Origin of the sequence: Streptomyces sp. NPDC004732 (assembly GCF_040609235.1) — a bacterium.
In the GTDB taxonomy this organism is placed as follows: Bacteria; Actinomycetota; Actinomycetes; order Streptomycetales; family Streptomycetaceae; genus Streptomyces.
Genome location: NZ_JBEXJR010000005.1, coordinates 285,764 through 306,916, shown reverse-complemented (window position 1 = coordinate 306,916; position 21,153 = coordinate 285,764). Strand labels below are relative to the sequence as shown.

The window sequence follows — 21,153 nt, the reverse complement described above, 5'->3', positions numbered from 1 at the left end:
ATGTGGCGGAGCCACCTGTCCGGGGACTCCGTGCGCCGAGCGGGCGTGCCGGGCGTCGGGGCGCAGGCGGGGGTTCAAAGACAGGCTCTCAACGTACGAGGAGGACTCATGACCGCGTTCGTGCTGGTGTCGGGCGGGTACACGGGCGGCTGGCTCTGGCGGGAGGTGGCCGCGGGGCTGCGGGCGGCCGGGGCGGAGGTGCACACGGCGACGCTCACGGGGCTCGGCGACCGCCGTCATCTGGCGGGCCCCGACATCGACCTCGACACGCACATCGAGGACGTGACCCAGCTGATCGACCACATCGATGCGTCGGAGGTGGTACTTGTCGGTTACTGCTACGGCATCTATCCGTCCGCGGGCGCCGCCGACCGCCGCGCGGACCGCATCGCGCGGCTGGTCTATCTGGACTCCCCCATGCCCCAGGACGGCTACTCCATGATCGACCAGGTGCGGGAGCGGATGCCGGACGGACCGGCCAGGGATCGGACTCTGGCCCAGCAGGAGCGGGCGGAGGACGGCTGGCGGATCCCGGCGCCGTCGTTGGCGGAGTGGCGGGAGCACGGAAACCTGGCGGGGGTGTCCGACGACGCGCTGATCCGGCTCACGCGGCTGGCGTCACCCGCGCCCGCGGGGCCGTACGCGCAGAAGCTCCGCATCTCGGAGGCGGTCGCCGCGCTCCCGACCACGGGCGTCTTCTGCACCACCGGCGGCACGATGGACATCGCCTCGCTGGAGGCCCTGGTGGCGTCGGGCCTGCCGCTCGTCCAGCACCTGGCCGACCCGCGCGCCACGTTCTTCGACATGGCGACGGGTCACTGGCCGATGCTCTCCACCCCCGAGGAGCTGACGGACGTCTTGCTGAGGGCGGCGGCGGGCGAGGGCCACCGGCTCAGGGCCGTCCCGGCCGCCGGTGCTTCGGCCTAGGCCTTCTTGTCGTACGTCAGGAAGATCGTGCCGCTGTCGAGCAGAACGGCGTCGCTCCGCTCGTACAGCACCGGGTCGAACGCGGTGTCCCGCGCGAACAGCGGCGTGCCCGAACCCAGCGTCAGCGGGCCGATCTTGACGACGAGCCGGTCGATCTCGCCGCGCAGCACCCCGGCGAGTTCGCCGCCGCCGCACAGCCAGATGTCCTTGCCGTCCTCCTTCTTCAGCTCCCGCACCTTCTCGACAGGGGCGGTGGCGACCAGCTCGACGCCCGGGTCGGGGCTCTCGGTGAGGGTGCGGCTGAAGACGTAGTGGCGCAGGTGGGGGTAGGCGTTGGTCAGTCCGGCGTCGAGGCCGATCCCGTAGGTCCTGCGGCCTTCGAGGACCGTGTCGAAGTGGGTCCCCTCGGCGGTGATGCCGAGGGCCTCCCTGGCGGGGGCGGGCAGGGTCTCGGGATACGTCTCGGCGAGGTGCTTGACGTAGTCCTGGCCGACCGGCCAGAAGCCGTCGGGACCCGTGGGGTCGGCGCCGTCCGGGCCCGCGATGAACCCGTCGAGGGTGACGGCGATGAAGTAGACGAGCTTGCGCATACGGCTCCTTGGCTGTGGCGGGAAGCCACGTCGCTTGTTGTACTCCGGCTGAAGTGGTCAGAACGTAGTACTTCAGGTGGAGTGGTGTCAACGGTTGGGTGGGGACGGGTTTCGGTCCAGCCATTCCTGGAGCTCGCTGTGGCGGAACTGGTAGGCGCCGCCGACGATCCGGAGGAGCCCCGCGTGGTACGCCCAGGCGAGGAAGGCGTCGGGGGTCAGGGGCATGCGGCCGCGGAGGTGGGCGGTGAGGATGAGGAGGGCGTAGATCAGGGGGCCGATGAGTCTCAGGGTCGCCAGGGCGAGGGCCAGGTAGACGACGCCGGCGAATCCGAGTTGCGCAACGGCCGCCACCCCGGCGAGCGTCAACAGGACGAAGCTGCCGAGCGGGAGCAGCCACTCGACCCGTCGGCCCGCATGCCGCACCGCCTGCCGCGTCTGTGCAGCTCTCTCCGAGCCGAGCAGGACACACCCCAGAACGTACGCGGCGACGAATCCCACCAGACAGCCCGCCGGGAATCGGCCGTCCAGCCCCAGAGCCCTGGGGTCCGAGACGTAGAGACACGTAAAGGCTCCCCCTGCCAACGAGTAGCCGCGCACGAAGCCGAGGCTCCAGAGGAGGACGCCGGTACCCGTCAGCACGGCTCCGCAGACGAAAACTGCCAGGGAACCGGTCTCCGCGAGCACGAGACCCACCGGGTATCCGAACGCGGGCAGGACCACACACCCCGCCAGCTCACGTCGGTCGGTGTACGCGACGAAGTCATCGTTGAGCGCGAGCACGGCCGGGAGAGCGACGCCGGTCACCACTCCGAGCACATACCACCCCAGCCCGGGGATTTCCCGGTACCAGTCGCCGTACACGAACAAGGCATCCAGCACCACCGCGGCCGTGGGCACCAGCACCCCGCAGGCGGTCCGGCACGCCCTGCGAGTGGCCCCGGCCATGCGCTCGCTCACCCGCGCGGGCCGCTGCCGCGCCCGCTCCGACAGGCGTGACGGCTCCCGATCGCGCAGGATGCTCATCCACCCGACCCCTGCGCCGAGCGTGACGAGACCTGCGAGAAGCACGGACGACGCAGTCCCTTCCCGGTGCTCCCACCACTCATCGGGAAAGCACCTCGCCAGCACGTCCGGAACGACGAGAAGGACCGCGGCAACCAGCGCAAGACCGGTCGCCATCGACAGAGCCAGCGTGCTCCACTTCCCCACGACGTCCCCGATCGAGGCGATCCGGCCCTCCGGCCCCGCCATGTGATGGAGCCACCGGTGGACCGCCCCGGCCTCGTACTCCGCCTGTCTGCTCCGCACCGACCTCGCCCCCACCAGGCTCGCCCTCGCCCGCTGCGCCGCAGCGTTCGCCGCGGCCGTCGCCGTCGGGACGCAGCGCGCCAGGAGGTACTCGCGCAGCTCGTCCTCGGTACGGAAATCCACCAGCGGACGGAGTGCGCCCACTCCTTCCCCGTACACGGCGAAAGCGAGCCCCAGATAGAACGGCGAGCTCAGCAGCCCGGCCACCGGCCCCGCCGCGCTCCCCCGCATCACGTCGGCCACCGCGTCCATCGGCGACGGCCGTCCGTCGGACCGCAGTTGTACGTACGCGTCCGCCTGGTCCGCATCGACCCCCGCGATGCGCAGCAGCGTCGCCTCCCTCAGCCAGGCCTGCTGGTAGGCGAGTTCGGCGTACCGCTGGGCACGGCAGGTGAGGACGAGCGGGGAGCTACCACCCAGGCCCTGGTAGCCGTTGAGCTCCCCCAGCGCCTGCCGCGCGTGGCAGGAGTCGTCCTGGTCGTCCTCGTCGTCCTCCCCGACCTCCGTGTCCATCTCGTCCAACCCGTCGAGCACCGGAATGACGAGCCGCCGCGCCACCAGTTCCGCCGCCGCGGCGCTGTCCACGTCATACGACTTGACGAGGCTGGACACGAGCCACTGCTCAAGACCACCCCGAGCCCTCCGCAGCCCCCACCACCTGCGCCCGCCCACCGGCGGCAGATCCCGGATCGACAGGCGGACCGGCACCGGGGAGCCGGGCGCACGCGCTTCCAGCAGGCTCACCACGAGATGCACCGCGAGGACCGTCTTGCCCGCGCCCGCGGGTCCGGTGACGACGAGGCGGCCGGGTGCGGCGCAGTACCACCGCGCGACGTCGGACAGCCGCTGCCGCCCCCGCAGCGCCGCACCGCCACCGCGCGGCTCGACGTCGACGTGCAGGTCGATGAGGTGCGCCCCGGTCCCGAGCATGTGCGTGCGCTCGGCGACCTCCACGTCCTCGACGGAGCCCGCGAGCCGGTCCAGGGCGACGCCCAGACCGTCACTCGCCCGCTGCAAGCGCAACGCACTCAGGCTGATGGCCGCACCAACAAGAAGCCCCAGCACCCCGAGCGGAAGCCCGAGCACCCCCGCCACGTCCTGCGGCTGCATGCCGCCAAGGCGCATCGACCAGACCGCCCACACCCCACTCGCCAGCAGCGTCGCCGCCCCGCTCACGAACAACCACCGCGCGGGCCCCCGCACCTGCCGTGCCCCCATGCCCGCAGCATGCCCGAGCGACCCCGCCCGGACCAGACAAAAGCCGGGCCTCAGCTACCTGACCCCTTCGGCAACCCTGGCGCGTACGGTCTTGCCGACTCCCGTACGCGGAAACCACTCGAACTCGACGGTGAGTTGCCGCACCACGAGCAGGCCGCGCCCGCCCTCTCCCCCGTCGAGGGCCGCACCGACGCCCCCGTCGAACCCCGGAAACACGGACACCGGATCCGAGACGTCGACGACGAGCCCCTCCCCCTCCCCGACGGCCAGGCGCAGCCACACGTGGTGACCGGGGATCCTGCCGTGGCGCACGGCGTTGGCGAGCAGTTCGGAGACGACGAGGACGGCGTCGTCGATGTCACCGGTCCACTGCCAGGTCGTGAGCCGACGGCGAACGTGACGGCGGGCGAGGCGGACGGTGGCGGGGGTCATGGGGTAGCCCATGACCCAGTCACGGGCGGGGGGAGCCTTGAGGTCGGGCATGTGCGGAACCCTTGTTCGGCGGCATGGGGAGAGCCCCGGCCGGGACGAGCGTTGCCCAACTACCGTGACCGAGCCCCCTAAGTGACTTCAATCGAAAGCCAGCTGATTAATCAGTCGGGTCGACATTGGACTATGCGCAGATCTGCACAAAGGACCGCATGCGCCGCACAGTTGATGCCAGACTCGACGCACGCCACCCAGCGACTCGCACGACGACACATAGGCGGTGCACATGGCGGCCAAACGCGGGCGGACAGCACAGCGTCTCGAACTCGGTCTACAGCTAAGGCAGTTGCGTGAAAGCTGTGGACTCGGCGATCGAGGCGGCGGCCTCACACGCCGCCAAGCGGCGCAGGGCCTGCGCATCTCCGAGGCCTCGCTCCAGCGCATCGAGGCGGGCGCACTGAACTTCCGCAACGTAGGAGACCTGCGAAAGCTGTTGGACAGGTACAACGTCACCGACGAAGCCGTCGTCGAGTCTTTGATCAGCCTCAACCGGGAATCCAGCAACCAGGATTGGCTGACGCAGTACCGGGGCCTCATGCCCGCGGGCATGCCTGGCTTCGTCGGACTGGAACCAGAGGCGCGCGCCATGAAGGCTTACCACCCGACGGTGGTGTACGGCCTACTTCAGACCGAGCGATATGCGCGCGCCACACACGAGGCGCACAAGCCAATCGAGGAGTACACGACCGAGTTCATCCGAAGTAGCGTGGAGCTGCGGATGAAGCGTCAGGAAGTGCTCACCCGGGAGCACCCGGTAAAGCTGCACGTCATCCTCGGCGAGGCAGCACTGCGCCACGTTGCGGGTGATGCAGACGTGATGCGCGAACAGTACGGAAGGATCGAGGCTTTGTCGGGCTGGGATCATGTCACCGTCCAGGTGCTGCCCTTCCGCAGGAGCTACCGCTCCACCAACGACTTCGTACTCCTCGACTTCGGCCACGCACTGCCGCCGCGAGTCCAGACCGACAGCGCCTGGGGCTCTGTCTCCACCTCGGACAAACCACGTGAAGTCGATCGATTCAGCCGCCGGTTCGACGCCATGACGGCATCAGCGTTGCCGCCCGAGGAGACACCGGATTTCCTGCACCGACTAGAACGAGAGCTGTAAATCCATGAAGACTCACCGCCCCACGGCCGAACTGATCAGCGAGGACGCCTGGTTCAAGTCGTCCTACAGCGACCCCGGCCAGAACTGCCTAGAGATCGCCGACCTGACGGCAACCCCCCGCACCGGCATAGCCGTACGAGACTCAAAGAACCCCCAAGGCCCCGCCCTGCTCCTCCACCCGTCATCCTGGTCCGCATTCGTCGCACATGCGAGCCGCACGGGCACGCCGAACGGCCAATAGCGGGAACCGCGACCGTACGGACTGCGGACCCGCACCAGCGACGACACCGCCCCCGACGCCGCCATCGCCCGCGCCCTCACGCCACCGACCGCCGCTCCACCGAGCGGCCCGGCCTCGTGAGGGCTCCGGCGTGACGGCGCCGGGGGCGCCGCTACCGCTGAAGCCCTCGCGCCGCTACCGCTGGAGCTCCCGCTCCCGCGCGGCCTCGTCCGTCCCGGTGACGTCCGCGTCGGCGCCCTCCGGAGCAGCCGCAGCCGAGGCGGACTTCCTCGGCAGCAGCACCGCCACGAGGACCGTGCCGACCCCGAGGATCACCGCGCCGACGAGGCTCGTGTGCGCCACCGAATCCGAGAAGGCGGAGCCGACCGCGTCCGCCATCTTGTGGGCGCCCTGCGCGAGCTGCTCGGCCTGGCCCTTGAGCTGGGCCGCCTGCTCCGGCGATGTCGCCTTCGCGGCCTGCCCCGCGACCTCGTGCGCCTTGTCGCCGATGCCCTGCGCCACCGCGTAGCCCGCGCCGACCGAGTCCTGCGCGGTGTCCAGCGCGCCGTCCGGCAGCTTGGTGCCGGACGCCGATGCGGCGTCCGCCAGCTTCGAGGAGTACGAACTGGCGAGGACCGAGCCGAGGATGGCGATGCCGAGCGAGCCGCCGAGCTCCAGGGACGTGTCGTTGACCGCGCCGCCGACGCCCAGCTCGGACTCGGGGAACGCGCCCATGATGGCGTCCGTGCAGGGCGAGAGGGCGAGGCCGATGGCCAGGCCCAGGATGATCAGCGGGGCGACGAAGTCACCGTACGAGGAGGCCGCGTCGACGCGCGTCAGGAGCGCGAGCGCCACCGTGCCCGCGACCATGCCCGCCGACACCGTGATCTTCATGCCGATGCGCGGGGTCAGATAGCCCGTGAGCGCCGAGCCGACGAAGACCGCGCCCGCGAGCGGCAGCATGCGGACGCCCGTCTCCAGCGGGTTGTAGCCGAGCACGAACTGCAGGTGCTGGGTGAGGTAGTAGAACGCGCCGAACACCGCGAGGAAGAACAGCGCGACCGCGAGGTTCGAGCCGGAGAAGCGGCGGTCGAGGAAGCGGCGGACGTTCAGGATGGGGTGCGGGTGGCGGAGCTCCCAGGCCACGAAGGCCAGCAGGCCGACGCCCGCGACGACCGCCGCCGAGATCGCCTTGGCGTCCCAGCCGAAGTGCGGACCCTGAATGATCATGTAGACCAGCGCACCGGTCCAGATGACGGAGAGCAGTCCGCCGACGTAGTCGATCCGGTTGGAGTGGCCCGCCTTGGACGGGGGCACCAGGAGCAGCGCGGCGACGATGGCGACGGCGGCGATCGGCACGTTGATCAGGAAGGTCGACGCCCAGCCGTGGTCCTCCAGGAGCGCGCCCGCGACCAGCGGCCCGGCCGCGATGGCGAGACCGGCCGTGGCGGTCCACAGCACGATGGCCTTGGCACGCTCGGCCTTCGGGAAGGTCGCGGCGAGCAGCGACAGCGTGGCGGGCATGATCATCGCCGCGCCGAAGCCCATCACGGCGCGGGCCGCGATGACCCCGCCCGAGCTGTCGACCAGCGAGCCCGCGACCGATCCGGCGCCGAAGACGACGAGGCCGAGCACCAGCGCGCCGCGTCGGCTGTACTTGTCGCCGATCGCGCCGAGCAGCAGCATCAGCGCCGCATACGGGACGGTGTAGCCGTCGATGACCCACTGCAGGTCGGAGCTGGAGAGCCCGAGGTCCTTGGTCATGTCGGGGGCGGCGACGGTCAGCGCCGTGTTCGCCATCACGATGATCAGGAGACTCAGGCAGAGCACGAGCAGCGCCCACCAGCGGCGCGCGTACGGCTCCTTCATCTCCTCGACCGGTCGGTTCATGAGTAGAGCCACCGAAGCCTCACCCTTCCATGGTCCATATACGTACTTGTCCGGTGACCTTGCACAGCACTGTGCAATTACACACGAGTGTGCAACTTACGGCATTGCACAGTGCTGTGCAAAACAGGCGCGGGAGCTGCGCGCACCATGAGCGGTCCCCCGCCGGAACCCGCGTGCACAATGGAGCCCATGAGCCGAGCCGACGCCAACCGCCGCCGCATCCTGGAGGTGGCCCTCGCCGAGCTGCTGCGCGATCCGGACGCGTCCATGGACCAGATCGCCCGCGCGGCCGGCGTCGTGCGCAGGACCGTCTACGGCCACTTCCCCAGCCGGGAGGCCCTGGTCGGCGCCCTCATCGACGGCGCGGTCGAGGCGGTCGCCGCGGCCCACGCCGCCGGGCGGGCACGCTCGGACGACCCCGCCGAGTCGCTCGCCCACTCGATGGTCGCCGTCTGGGAGATCGCCGACGGCTACCGCCTGCTCATCGCCCTCGCACAGCGCAGCGTCGCCATGGAGGGCATCAGACAGCGCCTCGCCCCGGTGCGCGACGAGTGCGTGAACGTCCTCCGGCTCGGCCTGGCCCAGGGGGCGTTCACGTCCCCCCTGCCGCCCGCCGCCCTCTCGTACGTCCATGAGCAGCAGCTCTTCGGCCTGATGGAGGCCGTCAACGACGGCCTGATCGACCCGAAGGACGCGGGCCGGGCGGCCGCGTCGACGGCCCTCATGTCGGCGGGCGTGCCCGTGGAGCGGGTCCGGGAGATCATCGCGGCGCTGGACTGACACAGAAAAAGCGCCGCCCACGGCGTACGAGGAGGAAGCTCCCGTACGTCGCGGGCGGCACCGGCGGCCCCCTTGGAGGGGCGGGGGCCCCTTCACACGGCCCGGCCGGTGAACTACACCTTCACCGGCTCCTTGCCGTCGTCACGCGCCTGGGGCACGTCACCCGTGCCCCGCCCGTCCTCGACGGCGGGCGTCTCGTGCCCGTCGTCCACCAACGTACGCTCGTCGAAGGGGAGTTGTCCGGCGAGCACCGCCGAGACCCGCTCCTTGTCGACCTCCTTGGTCCACGTGCCGATCAGCAGGGTGGCGACCGCGTTGCCCGCGAAGTTGGTGAGGGCGCGCGCCTCGCTCATGAAGCGGTCGACGCCGATGATCAGGCCGACGCCGTCGACCAGCGCGGGCTTGTGCGACTGGAGACCGCTCGCGAGGACCGCGATGCCGGATCCCGAGACGCCCGCCGCGCCCTTGGACGCGATCATCATGAAGAGCAGCAGCGTGATCTGCTCGCCGATGCCGAGCGGCTGGTCCATGGCGTCGGCGATGAAGAGCGAGGCCATGGTCAGGTAGATCATGGTGCCGTCGAGGTTGAAGGAGTAGCCGGTCGGGACCGTGATGCCGACGACCGGGCGGCTGACTCCCAGGTGCTCCATCTTCGCGATGAGCCGCGGCAGCGCGGACTCGGAGGACGAGGTGGAGAGGATGAGCAGGAACTCGCGGCCCAGGTACTTGAGCAGCTTGAAGAGGTTGACGCCGGTCACGACCCGCACCAGCGTGCCGAGCACGACCACGATGAACAGCGCGCAGGTGACGTAGAACCCGATCATGATCGTGGCGAGCGCCTTGAGCGCGTCCAGGCCGGTCTCGCCGATGACGGCCGCCATCGCGCCGAACGCGCCGATCGGCGCCGCCCACATGATCATGCCGAGTACCCGGAAGACCAGCTTCTGGATGTGCTCGATGCCGCGCAGGACGGGCTCGCCGGAGCGGCCCATGGCCTGCAGCGCGAAGCCCACGAGCAGCGCGACCAGCAGCGTCTGGAGCACCTCGCCCTGGGTGAAGGCGGAGACGAGGGTCTTCGGGATGATGCCGAGCACGAAGTCGACGGGGCCCTTCGCCTCGTCGGCCGCCTCGTGGCCCGCCCCCTTCTCGGAATCCGAGATGTCCAGGCCCGAGCCCGGGTGCAGGATGTTGCCGACGAGGAGCCCGATGGCGAGCGCGACGCCGGACATCGCGATGAAGTAGGCGAGCGCGAGCCCGCCCACCTTGCCGACCTTGGCGGCATTGCGGACCGAGCCGACGCCGAGCACGATCGTGCAGAAGATGATCGGCGAGATCATCATCTTGATCAGGTTCACGAAGCCGGTGCCGACCGGCTTGAGCTCCTTGGCGAAGTCGGGCCAGATGAAGCCGACGGCGATGCCGAGCAGCACGGCGCCGATGACGGCGATGTAGAGGTAGTGCGTGCGGTCCCGCTTGGCTGCGGGCTGCGCTTGTGGGTCGGCCGTGGTGGTCACGGGGGGCCCTCCTTGAACGACGTCGTCGGCGTTGTGGTGCCAGTGGTGCCTGTGGTGCCTTCGGTACGTGCGGCTCACGTCCTGGTGCGATCGGCTCCCGTCCCGGGCGATCCCGGTGACTATCTCCCGGCCTGTGAGGGCGGTCACCCTTGCGTTCATTTAGTTCGCACTTATACGACCACTGACCCGAGGAGGCAGACTGGCACCATGTCCCGCACCCGCCCCACCAGCCCGCGCAGGCTGCCCCGCAGCCTGGCGGGCCAGCTCTTCGCGATGCAGATCGTGCTGGTCACGGCGGTGGTCGCCGGGTGCGCCCTCTTCACGTACCTGAGCGACAAGCACCAGGGCGAGGAGAGCGCGCGCCGCCAGGCGACCGCGGCGGCGCGGGCGGTCGCGGACTCCCCTTCCGTACGGGAGGCCATCCGCGGCAGCGACCCGTCCGAGAAGCTCCAGCCGTACGCGGCGCGGGTGCAGGGGGACACGGGCGTCGACTTCGTGACGATCATGGACCCGCGCGGCATCCGCTGGACGCACCCCGACGAGCGCCGCATCGGCGAGCGCTTCCTCGGCCACCGGGCGGACGCGCTCCGGGGCCACACCTTCGCGGAGACGTACACGGGCACCCTGGGCCCCTCGGTGCGCGTCGTCACCCCCATCTGGAGCGGCCCCAAGGCCGGGGAAGGGCGCATCGTCGGCCTGGTCAGCGCGGGCATCACCATCGAGGAGATCACCGCGAAGGCCCGCGGCCAGCTCGTCGCGCTGCTCGGCGTCGCGGCCGCGGCGCTCGTGATCGGCGGCATCGGCACGTACGTCATCAACGCGCGCCTGCGCCGCAGCACGCACGGCATGAACGCGGGCGAGCTGAGCCGCATGCACGACTACCACGAGGCGGCGCTGCACGCGGTGCGCGAGGGGCTGTTGATGCTGGACGGGCAGCGGCGGATCGCGCTCATCAACGACGGCGGACGCGAGCTGCTCGGGGTGGCGGGCTCCCCGGTGATCGGCCGCAACGTCTCCGAGCTCGGGCTCCCCGCCCCGCTGACCGGCGCGCTGCTCGCGGCCGAGCCGCGGGTCGACGAGCTGCATCTGACCGCCGACCGCGTGCTGGTCGTCAACACCTCCCCCGTGTCGGGCGGCGAACGCCGCGGCACGGTGGTCACCCTGCGCGACCACACCGAGCTGCAGGCGCTGACCGGGGAGCTGGACTCCGAGCGCGGCTTCACGCGGGCCCTGCGCTCGCAGGCCCACGAGGCCGCGAACCGCCTGCACACGGTGGTGTCCCTCATCGAACTCGGCCGCGCCGACGAGGCGGTCGACTTCGCCACCGCCGAGCTGGAGCTGGCGCAGGCGCTGACCGACCAGGTGGTGGCCGCGGTCAGCGAGCCCGTACTCGCCGCCCTGCTGCTCGGCAAGGCGGCACAGGCCAACGAGCACGGCGTGGAGCTGGTCGTCTCGGACGACAGCAGCATCGACGACGGCATGCTCCCGGCGTCCCTGCCCGCCCGCGACCTGGTGACGGTCCTCGGCAACCTCATCGACAACGCGGTCGACGCGGCGCAGGGCTCGCCCGCGGCGCGCGTCACCGTGACGGCCCGCGCGGACGGGGCGGAGCTCCTGCTCCGCGTCTCGGACACGGGACCCGGCGTCGACCCCGCCCAACGGGACGCGGTCTTCGAGCGCGGCTGGTCGACCAAGGCGGCCACGGGCCGGGGCCTCGGCCTCGCCCTGGTCCACCAGACGGTCACCCGCAACGGCGGCACGCTGACCGTACGAGAATCCCCGGAGGGCGGCGCGGAGTTCGAGGTAACCCTCGTGACAACGGAACCCGATCCCGGCGATCTGGCCGTTCCCTCTGTGGACAGGCGTCCCGCACGGCGATGGGGGTCCCCCCTGCTCGAGCGCAGCCGAGAGCTTGGGGGAGGGTGGGCACAGCCCACGGTGCCGGGTGCAGATGACCGTGGCACGGACGAGAACGTGTTCGGCCCGACCCCGGGTGACAGCAGCGGCAAGGGAGGCGCCCAGTGATCCGCGTACTCGTCGTCGAAGACGACCCCGTCGCCGCCGACGCCCACGTCCTCTACGTCAACCGCGTCCCCGGCTTCGAGGCCATCGGCCGCCCCGCCCACTCCGCCGCCGAGGCCCGCCGCGTCCTGGACCGCACCCCGGTCGACCTGATCCTCCTCGACCTGCACCTGCCGGACGGCCACGGCCTCCAGCTGGCCCGCTCCCTGCGCGCCGCGGGCAACCACACGGACGTCATCGCGGTGACCTCCGCCCGGGACCTGGCGGTCGTCCGCGAGGGCGTCTCCCTGGGCGTCGTCCAGTACGTCCTGAAGCCCTTCACCTTCGCGACGCTGCGCGACCGCCTCACCCGTTACGCGGAGTTCCGCACCGCCGCGGCGGAGGGCGAGGCCACCGGCCAGGACGAGGTCGACCGCGCGCTCGCCACCCTGCGCGCCCCGGGCCCCGTCGACCTGCCGAAGGGCCTCAGCGGCCCCACCCTCGAACGCGTCATCCGCACCCTGCGCGACGCCTCCGACGGCCTCACCGCCACCGCGGCCGCCCAGTCGGCGGGCCTGTCCCGGATCACCGCCCGGCGCTATCTGGAGCACCTGGTCGACACGGCCCGCGCGGCCCGCAGCCCCCAGTACGGCCACGTCGGCCGCCCCGAACTGGTCTACCGCTGGCTTACGCCGAACGACTGAACCCCGGCCGGGCGCTCCGCACTTCCCACCCCGGAGGCCTCACCAACGTACGCCCGATAACAACGTTGTCACGGTGGTGACAAGCAACAACGCACAGCGCCCGCAGAGGCATTGACCTTGCTCGGAGCACGCCCTTACGTTCACCGGGCAAGCCACGTGGCAGCCCAGCCGCGTCGGCCAGTAGGAGGTCGTGCCCGTGCGCCCCACCACCACACTGCTCCTCGCCGCTTCCACCCTGCTCGCCGCCGGTTCCCTCACCGCGTGCGGCGGCGGCTCAGGCGACGACCCCGACACCGTGAAGATCTCCTTCAAACAGTCCACGGACAACCAGATCAGAGTCATGGACACCTATCTGGCGGACATCAAGAAACAGTTCGAGAAGGAGAACCCGGGCAAGAAGGTCAAGCTGGTGCCGATCAAGGCGCCGGACTCCGAGTACTACACCAAGCTGCAGCAGATGCTGCGCTCCCCCAAGACCGCGCCCGACCTGGTCTACGAGGACACGTTCCTCATCAACTCGGACATCACCAGCGGGTACTTGAAGCCGCTCGACACCTATCTGGCCAAGTGGCAGGACTGGAACCAGTTCATCGGCACGGCCAAGACGGCGGCGAAGGCGGCCGACGGCAAGACGTATGGCGTGCCGGACGGCACGGACACCCGTGGCCTCTGGTTCAGCAAGGCGATCTTCAAGAAGGCGGGCCTGCCCGCCGACTGGCAGCCCAAGACCTGGGACGACGTCCTCGACGCGGCCAGGACCGTGAAGGAGAAGGTCCCGGACGTCACGCCCCTCAACGTCTACACGGGGAAGCCCGCCGGTGAGGCGGCGACCATGCAGGGCTTCCAGATGCTCGCGTACGGCACCGGCAAGGACCCCCTCTACGACCCGGCGTCGAAGAAGTGGGTCACCGGCAGCCAGGGCTTCAAGGACTCCCTGAAGTTCGTGGAGACCGTCTACAAGGACAAGCTCGGCCCGGACGTCTCGGACGCCCTCGACCCGAACTTCGCCACCCGCGTCCGCGGCGAGCTGCTGCCCGAGGACAAGCTGGCGATCAACCTCGACGGTTCGTGGCTGCCGCAGGACTGGGGCAAGGGCGCGGGCCACGAGTGGCCCGAGTGGTCGAAGAAGCTGGGCCTCGCCGCCATGCCGACGCAGCACGGCCAGGCCCCCGGCAAGGTGAGCATGTCCGGCGGCTGGACCTGGGCGATCCCGTCCAAGGCCGACAACCCCGACCTCGCCTTCAAGTTCATCGAGACGATGCAGACGAAGGCCAATGCCAAGAAGTGGTACGTCGCCAACTCCGGCATCGCGGTCCGCAAGGACGTCGCGGCCGACCCGTCGTACGTGAAGGCGCAGCCCGGCATCAAGTTCTTCACGGACCTGGTCGCCACGACGTACTACCGGCCCGCGTATCCCGAGTACCCGAAGGTCTCCACGGCGATCCAGGAGGCGATGGAGTCGGTGACGACCGGTGACAGCTCGGTGGACGACGCCGCGAGCGGGTACGACGAGGAGGTCGACTCGGCGACGGACGGCAAGGTCACCGACAAGTAGCGCCCCGGGTGCGCCGCCGTACCGCCCTCGTACCGCCCTCGTACCGCCGTCACTCCGTCGCCGCACCAGAGAGTGAGTGCCCGCACGTGACCACCGCATCCTCCGCGGGGCCCGGCGGCGTCGCCAAGACGTCGCCGCCGGGCCCGTCCTCCGCACCCCCGCCCCCCGTGTCCCCGGGCTCCCGGGCCCGCGTCCGCCGGGGCCTGCTCCGGGCCCTGCCCGTCTCCCCCGCCGTCATCCTGCTGACGCTCTTCCTCGCGGGCCCGATCGGCTACTGCGCGTACATCGCCTTCACCGACCTCCAGCTCACCGGACAGGCCGAGTCGAGCTTCGTCGGGCTCGACAACTTCCGCGAGGCGTTCGGCGACGAGCGGTTCCTCAACGCGGTCTGGCTCACCCTCGTCTTCACGCTCCTCTCCTCCATCATCGGCCAGAACACCCTGGGCCTGGCCCTCGCCACCCTGATGCAGCGCGCCTCCAAGCCGGTCCGCACCTTCACGGGCGCGATCGTCGTCACGGCGTGGGTCCTGCCGGAGGTCGTCGCCGGGTTCCTCCTCTACGCGTTCTTCCGTCGCGAGGGCACCCTGAACGCCGTCCTCGACTTCCTCCATCTGCCGTCCCAGAACTGGCTGTTCACCCTGCCGATCCTCGCGGTGTCGTTCGCGAACGTCTGGCGGGGCACGGCGTTCTCGATGCTCGTCTACTCCGCCGCCCTCAACGAGATCCCCAAGGAGATCACCGAGGCCGCGGAGGTCGACGGCGCGAGCGGCTGGCGCCGCATGTGGCACATCACGCTGCCGATGATCCGCCGCTCCATCGGCACGAACCTGATGCTCAACACCCTGCAGACGCTCTCCGTCTTCGGCCTGATCTGGGTGATGACGCGCGGCGGCCCGGGAAACGACAGCCAGACGCTCCCGCTCTTCATGTACGAACAGGCCTTCCAGAAGAGCATGATCGGCTACGGCACGGCCGTGGCCCTGCTGCTCCTCCTGGTCGGCTCGCTGTTCTCCCTCGTCTATATGCGCCTGCTCCGTACGGAGGTCTGAGTGGCCGTCAAGTTCGCCTCGCGTACGCCGCGTTCGCGCCGCGCTTCGCACCGGATGGCCGCCGACGCGGGGCTGATGGTGGTGGCCGCCGCCTTCATCCTCCCCCTCGCCTGGGTGGCCCTCTCGTCCTTCGACCCGAAGGCGGACCTCAGGGTGCGGCTCCCCGACAGCCTCACCCTCGACAACTACGACAAGGTCCTCACCCCCGAGATCACCTTCACCCCGCTCCTCAACAGCCTCCTGCTCTGCGGCGGCGGCACGCTCCTGACGGTCGTCTGCGCGGCCCTCGCCGCGTATCCGCTCTCCCGCTACCGCTCCCGCCTGAACCGCCCCTTCATGCTGACGATCCTCTTCGCGACGAGCCTGCCGATCACGGCGATCATGGTTCCGGTGTACGCGCTGTTCGTACAAGTGGACCTGATCGACACGATGCAGGGCACGATCTTCTTCTTCGCCGCGTCCCAACTCCCCTTCGCCATCTGGCTGATGAAGAACTTCATGGACGGCGTCCCGAAGGAGCTGGAAGAGGCGGCGTGGACGGACGGCGCGTCGTCCTTCCAGTCCCTGCTCCGGATCGTCCTGCCCCTGATGGGTCCGGGCGTGGCGGTGGTGACGGTCTTCTCGTTCGTCATGATGTGGGGGAACTTCTTCGTCCCCTTCATGCTCCTGCTCACCCCGGAGCAGATGCCCGCGTCGGTCAGCATCAATGACTTCTTCGGCAACAAGGGAACGGTGGTCTACGGCCAGCTGGCCGCGTTCTCGATCCTCTACTCGACGCCGGTGATCCTGTTGTACGTCCTGATCTCGCGGAAGCTCGGGGGCGGATTTGCGCTGGGCGGCGCGGTGAAGGGCTGAGCGGTGGAGGGCCCAGCCGCGAAGGGCTGACGGGATCCGCCCTTACGGTGGACACGAAACTGTGACATGACTTCGCGGCGATACGTTCCCTGTCGCCCCATTCGTGGTTACACATCTCCCTGGTATCGGGCCCGGGACCGCACTAGCGTGCTGAGCTCCCGCCCCTCCCCCCACCTGCCAGGAGCCGCACAGTGACCCGTCCCCTCCGTCTTGCGGCGGCCGCGCTCGCCGCGTCCGCGGCGCTGCTCCTGACGTCCTGCGGCAGCGACGACGACAAGCCGAAGGACGACGACAAGATCGCCGGGGCGGACCAGGGCGGCGAGAAGTCGCCATCGCCGAGCGAGGACGCGGAGGCGGGGGCGGAGGTGGACCGGCCGAAGATCGAGCTGCCGTCGGACCTGTCCTTCACCTTCGACTGGGCGAAGACGGGGGACAAGGCCAAGGACGCGGTGCTGGCCGACCGGGAGCAGGCGATCCAGGCAGTGGACCTGGCCATCGCCGAGCACGCACCCACGCACAAGGCCGTGCGCTTCTACTACGAGGGCGACGCAGCGGCCAACACCCAGAAGTACGTGCAGGCCTATGTGAAGGCCGAGGCACGCACCACCGGCGCCTACCGCTACTACGACGCGACCGTCACGGCCGACGGGAGCGGCGCGGGCCTCACGTACTGCGAGGACCAGAGCAAGGCGTACGACAAGTACCTCAAGAAGGACAAGGTCGACAAGGGCCCCGCCACCAAGAACAGCTACGTGCTCTACGCCGCCAAGCTGCGCAAGAACGACGCGGGTGTCTGGGTCACCACAGAACTGAACGCGACCCGGGGGAGCGACAAGTGCCAACCATGACGTACAGGTCAGCAGCGCTGATAGCGGTCACCACCATGGCGTGCGTGGCGTTGTCCGCGGCGCCCGCCGCCGCGGAGAAGGGGGTCGGCGGCGGAGCTTCGGCGCCGACCACGGACGTCGGGGGCGACCAGCAGGGCGGATCCCTGCTCGCCACCGCGGGCGGCATCTCCTACGACCGCTCCAAGAACGGCTCCGGCGCGAAGACCGGCGCCATCGCCCCCACGGGCGACTACAGCCCGCCGCCCTGCTGGTACGGCCCGACGTACACCCCCGCCGAGTTCAAGAAGGAGCGCGAAGCCGTCTGGGCGGTGGACTCCACGGGGCACGAGTGGGACCTCGAACAGCAGGAGCGCTACGTCAAGGGCAAGCCGTACAAGGACTTCAACATGGACAAGGCCGGGAAGGGCTATTGGTGGACGGGGTTCCCCAACAAGACCTATCCGCCCGGCTGGGACAAGTGCAACAAGGACACCTTCTGGGTCGACGAGGGCGACCCGCCGCCCGCCGACGTCCCCGCCATCACCCCGGAGATCCTGGCGAAGCTCGCGTACGCCGAGATCCGCGTCCCCGGCACGAAGGTGTCGCTGGCCCCCGGGGGCCCGACGAAGGTCAAGCTCCCCACCTGGGCCTGGCTGGACGGCGCGGAGTTCAAGCCGGTGTCCGTGACGGCCAGGGTCGCCGTCCTCGGCATCGAGGCGACGACGACCGCCGAACCCGTCTCGCTCAAGATCGACCCCGGCACGGCGGACGCGGAGACGTACCCCGGGTCCGGCGTCTGCGAGATCGTGAACGGCAAGATCGGCGCGCCCTACGCCAAGGGCAAGGCCAAGCAGACCCCGCCCTGCGGCGTGAAGTACCTCCGCTCGTCCGGTGACGGCTCGTACCCGCTGAAGGCCACGGTGACGTGGAAGATCCACTGGACGGGCACGGGCGTGAACGGCGAACGGAAGCTGCCCGACGGCGAGTTCGGCGCGGAGCAGGACGTGGTGGTCGAGGAGATCCAGTCCATCAACCGCTAGCACCCACGCGCCGGCACGCCACCCGCTGCCACCCGCCCGCCAGGCCCACCGCCAGCGCCCACCGCCAGGAGCCGCCCGAGTGAACCGCCCCCTCCGCCGCGCCGCGGCCGTGCTCACGGCGTCCGCGACCCTGCTGCTGACGTCGTGCGGCAGCGACGACGACAAGCCGAAGGACGACGCGAAGCCGACCGCGCCGGGCGAACCGGCGGGGGCGGCGGGGGCGGCGGGGGCGGCGGGGGCGGCGGGGGCGGCGGACCGCCCGAAGATCGAGCTGCCATCGGACCTGACCATGACGTTCGAGTCGCCCGGCACCGGCGACCCGGTGAAGAAGGCCGTGCTCGCGGACGACGCACAGCGCATGCGCGCGGTGAACGCGGCGATCACGGGGACGGACCCCAAGAGCGAAGCGCTCCGCTACTACAACACCGGCAAGGCCCTGGAGGCCGCGGTGACCTGGGTCGCGAGGTTCAAGGACGCCGGTCTCGGCCTCGTGGGGGAAGTCCGCTACTACGACCACCGGGTGACGCTCAAGGACAAGAGGACGGCCACGCTCTCGTTCTGCGCGGACGAGAGCAAGGGCTTCACCAAGAAGAAGTCGACCCAGAAGACCAACAAGACGCCGGTGACGAAGAACAGTTACGTCGCGTACGACACGCAACTGGTCAAGAACGCCGACGGAACGTGGCAGACCACGCAGATCTTCTCCAAGAGGGGGGCGGCTCGGTGCCAGCCGCAGGACGAGCCCCGGCACAGACCCGATGACGCCGCCCGGAAACGAGGGGAGCCCCATGCCGGGGCGGCTGCTGAACAGCCGGTACGAACTGCTCGCGCCGCTCGGCGCGGGCGGCATGGGAGAGGTCTGGCGGGCGCGGGACACGAGCCTCGGCCGTGAGGTCGCGGTCAAGCTCTTCGTGCCGGGGACGACGACGGGTGAGGACGAGCAGCGGCAACTCCTCGCCCGCTTCCGGCAGGAGGCGCGCGCCGCCGCCTCCCTGGACAGCCCGTTCATCGTCGCCGTGCACGACCACGGCGAGGACGACGGCACGCCGTACCTGGTGATGGCCCTGGTGCCGGGCCGCTCGCTGGACCAGGTGCTGCGCGAGAGCGTGCGGGTGCCGGTCGCGGACGCGCTGCGCTGGGCGGCCGACATCTGCCGCGCGCTGGACGTGGCGCACGCGGCGGGCATCGTGCACCGCGACATCAAGCCGGGCAACGTGATGGTCGCGCCGGACGGCACCGCGAAGGTCGTCGACTTCGGCATCGCGACGTTCATGGAGCGCGCGACCGGCGACGCGCGCCTCACGCAGACGGGGCAGCTGCCGTTCGGGAGCGTGCCGTATCTGGCGCCGGAACGGTTCCGCCAGGAGCCGGGCGACGGCCGCACCGACCTGTACGCGCTGGGCTGCGTCCTGTACGAACTCCTCGTCGGCAGGCCCCCGTTCACGGGGTCCGCGGCGGGCGTCATGTACCACCACGTCAACGACGCGCCGCTGCGCCCGAGCGCGGCGCGGCCCGAGGTGCCGCGTCCGGTGGAGCGCCTCGTCCTGGACCTCCTCGCCAAGGAGCCCGCGGACCGGCCCGCGGACGCGGCGACGACGCTCGCGCGACTGGAGACGGCGACAGCTTCCCTGCCCCCGAGTCCGGCCCCGGATCCGGCCCCGGACTCGGAACCTGCGCCTGCCTCAGCCCCTGACCACTCGTCGCCGGAGTTCCTGGACGACGCCGTGCCTTCGGACATCCAGGACGCGGTGGTGAAGCCCCGCCGGGCTGCTCCCACCCCCGTCGCCAAGACCGTCGCCAAGACCTCGGACACGACCGCATCGGCGGCCGTCGCACCCGGCCCCCGCCGCCGCTCCCGGCGACGCCTGCTGCTCCCCGCCGCGCTGATCCTCGCGCTCGGCATCCCGGTCGGCCTCGGCATACGCGCCCTCGCCGCGCCCGACTCGGAGTCCGGGGCCGGACCGTCGGCCGGTGCCGGGGGCGAAGGGTCCGCGAAGACCGAGACGGGCGTCTTCAAGATCGGCGTGGCCCACAGCTACCGGCACGTGGGCGGCGCCTCGACGGACGGGGGCTCTCCGGACGCGTACGCGAAGTCGGAGTACAAGCAGTTCACGACGCAGCAGTTGCGCACCGTCGAGTCCGCCTTCGCCGAGACGCTCGGCGACAAGAGCGGCAGCCGGTTCCGACTCGTCCCCGTCGAAGCGGACCCGGACGTCAGCAGCCGCAAGCTGCTGGCCGCACACCCGGACCTGCTCGCCGTCATCGGCGACACCGTCGACTTCTCCTGGGTGCACGACACGGACGAGGCGTTCCTGCCCGAGATCAGCACCTGCCACGAATACGCCCACGCCGGGGGCGCGTTCGCGATTCCGGCCGACGACGCGCGGCAGGGCCAGGCGATCGCCCGCTACCTCCGTTCCGAGACCGACGCGCGCAAGGTGTTCGTCGCCGAGGACAAGACCTGGGTGAACCGCGAGGACGGCATCGGCACGGCGTTGCGCAGGAACGGCGTCTCCACCGAGGCGCTGGACGTGCCGCCCGACAAGGTGCAGACGTCCCGTATCCCTTCCCTCGTCACCGAGGCGCGGGCGGACGCGGTCGTGGTGCCGACCGGCACCCCCGTCGACGTGTGGGCCGAGAAGCTCCGGGCCGGCGGCTTCCAGGGCCCGGTGATCAGTCAGGGCAACCAGGAGGGCGCCTGCGCGGACTCCCAGGAACGGTCGGACGAGAAGTCGAGCGACAAGACCGTCCCGGACGGCGTCATCCGCGTCCGCAACCACTCGGGCGAGCCCGACGAGAACCTCCCCGCACGCGGCAACCAGGAGCTGTACGACGGCGCGCTGGCCCTGGCCCAGGCCCTGGACACCCTCCCCGCCGACGACACCTCCCCCACGTCGCTCCGCCACACCCTGGACCGCGAGATCCAGCAGGTCTCCGTCAACGGCGTCCTGGGCGAGGTCTCCTTCGAGAAGCGCCGCTCGGCGAGAGGACGCCCGGTGTGGTTCGACCGCAAGACGGACGGATCGTGGAAGGAATTCGGCACTGTGAAGGAAAAGTTCCGCCCCACCCGCCCATGAC

General features: G+C 70.5%; 18 protein-coding genes. 13 read left to right on the top strand and 5 right to left on the bottom strand.

What is annotated here, in order from left to right:
* The first annotated feature begins 108 nt into the window (after nt 1–108).
* Nucleotides 109–927: an alpha/beta hydrolase gene (locus ABZV77_RS16900; protein ID WP_356256720.1), complete on the top strand. Its 819-nt coding sequence runs from the start codon at nt 109–111 to the stop codon at nt 925–927.
* On the opposite strand, the gene ABZV77_RS16895 is transcribed toward ABZV77_RS16900, so the two are convergent.
* The 3 genes from ABZV77_RS16895 to ABZV77_RS16885 form a co-directional block, all read right to left on the bottom strand.
* Entirely contained in the window at nt 924–1,517 is a 594-nt protein-coding gene (locus tag ABZV77_RS16895; protein ID WP_356256717.1) for a dihydrofolate reductase family protein, read from the bottom strand. The genes ABZV77_RS16900 and ABZV77_RS16895 overlap by 4 nt on opposite strands.
* 87 nt (nt 1,518–1,604) lie before the next feature.
* Complete coding sequence (locus ABZV77_RS16890; protein WP_356256714.1) at nt 1,605–4,043, bottom strand: NACHT domain-containing protein; 2,439 nt, start codon at nt 4,041–4,043, stop codon at nt 1,605–1,607.
* 54 nt (nt 4,044–4,097) lie between these two features.
* Nucleotides 4,098–4,526, bottom strand: coding sequence for an ATP-binding protein (locus ABZV77_RS16885; RefSeq protein ID WP_356256711.1), 429 nt, complete (start codon nt 4,524–4,526; stop codon nt 4,098–4,100).
* A gap of 232 nt (nt 4,527–4,758) precedes the next feature.
* On the opposite strand from ABZV77_RS16885, the gene ABZV77_RS16880 reads away from it, so the two are divergent.
* A complete protein-coding gene (locus ABZV77_RS16880) occupies nt 4,759–5,640 on the top strand; it encodes a helix-turn-helix transcriptional regulator (protein WP_356256708.1) in 882 nt (293 codons plus the stop codon).
* 4 nt (nt 5,641–5,644) lie between these two features.
* Nucleotides 5,645–5,881: a DUF397 domain-containing protein gene (locus ABZV77_RS16875; RefSeq protein ID WP_356256705.1), complete on the top strand. Its 237-nt coding sequence runs from the start codon at nt 5,645–5,647 to the stop codon at nt 5,879–5,881.
* A gap of 174 nt (nt 5,882–6,055) precedes the next feature.
* On the opposite strand, the gene ABZV77_RS16870 is transcribed toward ABZV77_RS16875, so the two are convergent.
* The gene (locus ABZV77_RS16870; RefSeq protein WP_356256702.1) at nt 6,056–7,750 is read right to left on the bottom strand and encodes an MFS transporter; all 1,695 of its coding nucleotides are present in this window, start codon (nt 7,748–7,750) and stop codon (nt 6,056–6,058) included.
* 189 nt (nt 7,751–7,939) lie between these two features.
* On the opposite strand from ABZV77_RS16870, the gene ABZV77_RS16865 reads away from it, so the two are divergent.
* The gene (locus ABZV77_RS16865) at nt 7,940–8,530 is read left to right on the top strand and encodes a TetR/AcrR family transcriptional regulator (RefSeq protein WP_356256699.1); all 591 of its coding nucleotides are present in this window, start codon (nt 7,940–7,942) and stop codon (nt 8,528–8,530) included.
* Nucleotides 8,531–8,643: 113 nt separating this feature from the next.
* Here the strand turns inward: ABZV77_RS16865 and ABZV77_RS16860 are convergent, their stop codons facing one another.
* A complete protein-coding gene (locus ABZV77_RS16860; RefSeq protein ID WP_356256696.1) occupies nt 8,644–10,044 on the bottom strand; it encodes a cation:dicarboxylase symporter family transporter in 1,401 nt (466 codons plus the stop codon).
* A 207-nt stretch (nt 10,045–10,251) separates the two neighbouring features.
* On the opposite strand from ABZV77_RS16860, the gene ABZV77_RS16855 reads away from it, so the two are divergent.
* The 9 genes from ABZV77_RS16855 (at nt 10,252) to ABZV77_RS16815 (ending at nt 21,152) form a co-directional block, all read left to right on the top strand.
* The gene (locus ABZV77_RS16855; RefSeq protein ID WP_356256693.1) at nt 10,252–12,069 is read left to right on the top strand and encodes a sensor histidine kinase; all 1,818 of its coding nucleotides are present in this window, start codon (nt 10,252–10,254) and stop codon (nt 12,067–12,069) included.
* Nucleotides 12,066–12,749, top strand: a complete 684-nt coding sequence (locus tag ABZV77_RS16850) for a response regulator (protein WP_356256690.1) — start codon at nt 12,066–12,068, stop codon at nt 12,747–12,749. The genes ABZV77_RS16855 and ABZV77_RS16850 overlap by 4 nt, the downstream gene beginning before the upstream one ends.
* A gap of 196 nt (nt 12,750–12,945) precedes the next feature.
* A complete protein-coding gene (locus tag ABZV77_RS16845; RefSeq protein ID WP_356256687.1) occupies nt 12,946–14,304 on the top strand; it encodes an extracellular solute-binding protein in 1,359 nt (452 codons plus the stop codon).
* 167 nt (nt 14,305–14,471) lie between these two features.
* The gene (locus ABZV77_RS16840) at nt 14,472–15,353 is read left to right on the top strand and encodes a sugar ABC transporter permease (RefSeq protein WP_356257621.1); all 882 of its coding nucleotides are present in this window, start codon (nt 14,472–14,474) and stop codon (nt 15,351–15,353) included.
* Between the two features lie 54 nt (nt 15,354–15,407).
* Nucleotides 15,408–16,208: a carbohydrate ABC transporter permease gene (locus ABZV77_RS16835; RefSeq protein ID WP_356257618.1), complete on the top strand. Its 801-nt coding sequence runs from the start codon at nt 15,408–15,410 to the stop codon at nt 16,206–16,208.
* A gap of 191 nt (nt 16,209–16,399) precedes the next feature.
* Nucleotides 16,400–17,056, top strand: a complete 657-nt coding sequence (locus ABZV77_RS16830) for a hypothetical protein (protein WP_356256684.1) — start codon at nt 16,400–16,402, stop codon at nt 17,054–17,056.
* A complete protein-coding gene (locus ABZV77_RS16825; protein WP_356256681.1) occupies nt 17,053–18,075 on the top strand; it encodes a hypothetical protein in 1,023 nt (340 codons plus the stop codon). The genes ABZV77_RS16830 and ABZV77_RS16825 overlap by 4 nt, the downstream gene beginning before the upstream one ends.
* A gap of 79 nt (nt 18,076–18,154) precedes the next feature.
* Complete coding sequence (locus ABZV77_RS16820) at nt 18,155–18,967, top strand: hypothetical protein (protein ID WP_356256678.1); 813 nt, start codon at nt 18,155–18,157, stop codon at nt 18,965–18,967.
* Entirely contained in the window at nt 18,864–21,152 is a 2,289-nt protein-coding gene (locus ABZV77_RS16815) for a bifunctional serine/threonine-protein kinase/ABC transporter substrate-binding protein (RefSeq protein ID WP_356256677.1), read from the top strand. Before ABZV77_RS16820 ends, ABZV77_RS16815 begins: the two co-directional genes overlap by 104 nt.
* The last annotated feature ends 1 nt before the right edge of the window (nt 21,153 follow it).